Annotated in this window: 3 protein-coding genes and 1 pseudogene; all 4 read left to right on the top strand. The window is 62.3% G+C overall.

Features of this window, described 5'->3' with window-relative positions:
- Positions 1-651 (top strand): pyridoxal-phosphate-dependent aminotransferase family protein (locus VGP39_RS18160; protein ID WP_327569482.1); only part of this gene is annotated, 651 nt, incomplete at its 5' end.
- Between the two features lie 149 nt (positions 652-800).
- Positions 801-1,598, top strand: a complete 798-nt coding sequence (locus tag VGP39_RS18155) for an enoyl-CoA hydratase/isomerase family protein (RefSeq protein WP_327569481.1) — start codon at positions 801-803, stop codon at positions 1,596-1,598.
- Between the two features lie 183 nt (positions 1,599-1,781).
- The gene (locus VGP39_RS18150) at positions 1,782-2,768 is read left to right on the top strand and encodes a Bug family tripartite tricarboxylate transporter substrate binding protein (protein WP_414644716.1); all 987 of its coding nucleotides are present in this window, start codon (positions 1,782-1,784) and stop codon (positions 2,766-2,768) included.
- Between the two features lie 176 nt (positions 2,769-2,944).
- A pseudogene (locus VGP39_RS18145) lies at positions 2,945-3,285 on the top strand (tripartite tricarboxylate transporter TctB family protein); the annotation flags it as partial.

Genomic DNA, 3,285 nt, shown 5'->3' with positions numbered 1-3,285 from the left:
CACGACGCCTGGGGCATCGACGTGTCGGTCGGCGGTTCGCAGAAGGCGCTGATGCTGCCGCCGGGCCTCGGCTTCAACGCGGTGTCGGAAAAGGCGCTGGCGGTGGCCAAAGCCAATCCGTCAATGCGGTCGTATTGGGATTGGCAGGAAGTCATTGCCTTCAACAAGGTGGGCACCTGGCCCTACACCCCGGCGGTCAACCTGCTTTATGGCCTGAAAGAAGCCATCACGATGCTCGAGCAAGAGGGGCTCGACAATGTCTTTGCCCGCCACAAGCGCCACAGTGCGGCCACGCGCGCGGCGGTGAAAGCCTGGGGCCTGGAAACCCAGTGCCAGGATCCGCATGCGCATTCGCCGGGGCTGACCGGGGTGCGAATGCCGGAAGGCCATGACGCCGATAATTTCCGCAAGGTGGTGCTGGAGAATTTCGACATGTCGCTCGGTACCGGCCTCAACAAGATCAAGGGCAAGGCATTCCGGATCGCTCATATCGGCCATTTCAACGATCTGATGCTGATGGGGACGCTGTCGGGCGTCGAGATGGGTCTCGATCTCGCCCACGTGCCGCATCGTGCCGGCGGCGTTGTAGCGGCGATGGAAGTATTGAAAGGCCGCGATGTGGTGCCGATACAAAAGACTGCGGTCGCTTAAGTAACACACCGTCATTGCGAGCCAACGGGTCGGCGCGAAGCGCCGCCCGATGATAAACTCCGCGACGCAATCCAGAAAGCAGCAAGTAAGACTGAATTGCTCCGTCGCTTCGCGCCCCGCAATGACGAAAAGAGAAAGAAGAGCATGACATGAACGCCCCCGTAACCGCCACCGAAGACCTTCTCTACAGCGTGACCGATGGCATCGCGCGGATCACCTTCAACCGCCCGCAGGCGCGCAACGCGTTGACCTTTGCGATGTATGAGCAGATGGCGGCGATCTGCGAAACCGTCAACGCCGACCGCGCGATCAAGGCGATGATCCTTACCGGTACCGGCGAGAAGGCATTCGCGTCGGGCACCGACATTTCGCAATTCCGGGCCTTCAAGACTTCGCAGGACGCGCTGGAATACGAAGCGCGGATCGACCGCGTGCTCGGCGCGCTGGAGCAATGCCGGGTGCCGACCATTGCGGCGATCGCCGGCGCCTGCACCGGCGGTGGCGCCGGCATCGCGGCCTGCTGCGACATCCGCATCGGCACCACGGCGACGCGGATCGGTTTTCCGATCGCGCGTACGCTCGGCAATTGCCTGTCGATGTCCAACATCTCCAGGCTGGTGTCGCTGATCGGGCCGGCGCGGACCAAAGATCTGATTTTCAAGGCGCGGCTGGTCGATGCGCCCGAAGCGCTGGCGCTTGGGCTGCTCAACGAAGTAGTGCCTGATGTCGAGACGCTGCAGCGCCGCGCCGATGAAACGGCTAGACTGGTTGCCGGCCATGCGCCGATTACGCTGGAAGTCACCAAGGAAGCGGTGCGCCGCATCCGCCGCACGCTCTCACGTGACGAGGGCGAGGACCTGATCCTGCGCGCCTATATGAGCGAGGATTTCCGTGAGGGCATGGACGCCTTCCTCAACAAGCGCACGCCGAACTTCAAGGGCAAGTAGGAACGGCACAGCCGCGACCTTGCGCCTCATCGGGCGCGGGAAGATCGATGGCAGAATGGGGTTTAGCTCTTGATAGACCCCATCCGAAAGTCATAAGCGGAATCACGGCGATTTGCTTGAATTGCCAAGGGATTAACCGCAAAGTGCGGCAAAGCCTGCAAACACCACACAGGGACGAAACACATGCGAAATTGGATGAAAGCCACGGTTGCGCTTGCGGCGCTGACCATCGCGACACCGGCCCTTGCCGCCTGGGAGCCTACCAAACCTGTGGAGATCGTGGTCGCGGCGGGCGCCGGCGGCGCCTCTGACCAGATGGCGCGGATGATGCAGGCCGCGATCCAGAAAAACAACCTGATGAAGCAGCCGATGGTGGTGTCGCTGAAGGGCGGGGCGTCCGGCGCCGAGGCGCTGATGTACATGAAATCCAGCGACGGCGATCCCAACAAGGTGCTGATCGCCTATTCGCTGATCTACATGCTGCCGCTGTCGGCGAAAATTCCGTTCAATTGGCGCGACCTCACGCCGGTTTCGGTGGTCGCGCTGGACCAGTTCGTGCTGTGGGACAACGCCGCGGGGCCGAAGACCGTGAAGGAATTCATTGCGGCCGCCAAGGCCGCAAGCTCGCCGTTCAAGATGGGCGGCACCGGCTCCAAGCGCGAGGATCACGTGCTCACCGTGTTCATGGAGCAGAAGACCGGCGCGAAATTCTCCTACCTGCCCTACAAGTCGGGCGGCGAGGCGGCGACACAGCTGGTCGGCAATCACACCGAATCCAACGTCAACAACCCGTCCGAAAATCTCGAAGTCTGGCGCGCGGGCCAGGTCCGCGCGCTCTGCGTGTTCGACAAGGAACGCATCGCCTACAAGACCAAGGTGACGGATACCCAGTCGTGGAACGACATTCCGACCTGCAAGGAAGAAGGTCTCGACGTGCAGTACCTGATGCTGCGCGCCATGTTCCTGCCCGGCAAGGTCACGCCGGAACAGACCGCGTTCTATGTCGACCTGTTCCAGAAAGTGACGCAGACCGCGGAGTACAAGGACTACATGGAAAAGCAGGCGCTGAAGCCGATCTTCCTCACCGGCACCGACATGCTGAAGTTCCTCGAGGAGGACGACAAGCTCAACACGTCGCTGATGAACGAGGCGGGGTTCGTGGCGAAGTGATCGACACAGGCGTGCCCCGGACGCAGCGCAGCGCGTAGCTCTTCGCGGAGCGGTGCGCTGCTGAGCCGGGGCCGTAACGAGCGCCGTCCGTGGTACGGTCCCGGCTCTGCGGAGCGGCATGAAGGATGCCGCACCGCGTCCGGGACACGATTTCTTCCATCCAACGAAATACCTTCATGTCCAACACCGAAATTGAAATTGTCGTCGAAGATCCGACCGCGCCGGAGCCCGACTCGCCGCCGGTGGCGGATACCAGAACCGTCGATGTCGCGGTCTCGCTGCTGCTGCTCGCGCTGGCGATTACGCTTGGCTACGACAACTGGCGCACCGGCATATCCTGGGATTCGACAGGGCCGCAGGTCGGCTATTTTCCGTTTTATCTCTCGGTGATTCTCGGCGGCGCCTGCCTGTACGGACTCCTCACCGCATACCTCGCGCGCAGCGAGCCGTCGGAGACTTTCGTCACCCGGGCGCAGCTTCGCCGCGTCATGGCGGTGTTCGTGCCGACGCTGCTGTT

Origin of the sequence: Bradyrhizobium sp., assembly GCF_036009065.1 — a bacterium.
Lineage (GTDB): Bacteria > Pseudomonadota > Alphaproteobacteria > Rhizobiales > Xanthobacteraceae > Bradyrhizobium.
This window is presented reverse-complemented; position numbering and strand designations above follow the sequence as displayed.

Coding starts and splice junctions, on each gene's coding strand:
- VGP39_RS18155 (WP_327569481.1), top strand. CDS start 801: ATGAACGCCCCCGTAACCGCCACCGAAGACCTTCTCTACAGCGTGACC.
- VGP39_RS18150 (WP_414644716.1), top strand. CDS start 1,782: ATGCGAAATTGGATGAAAGCCACGGTTGCGCTTGCGGCGCTGACCATC.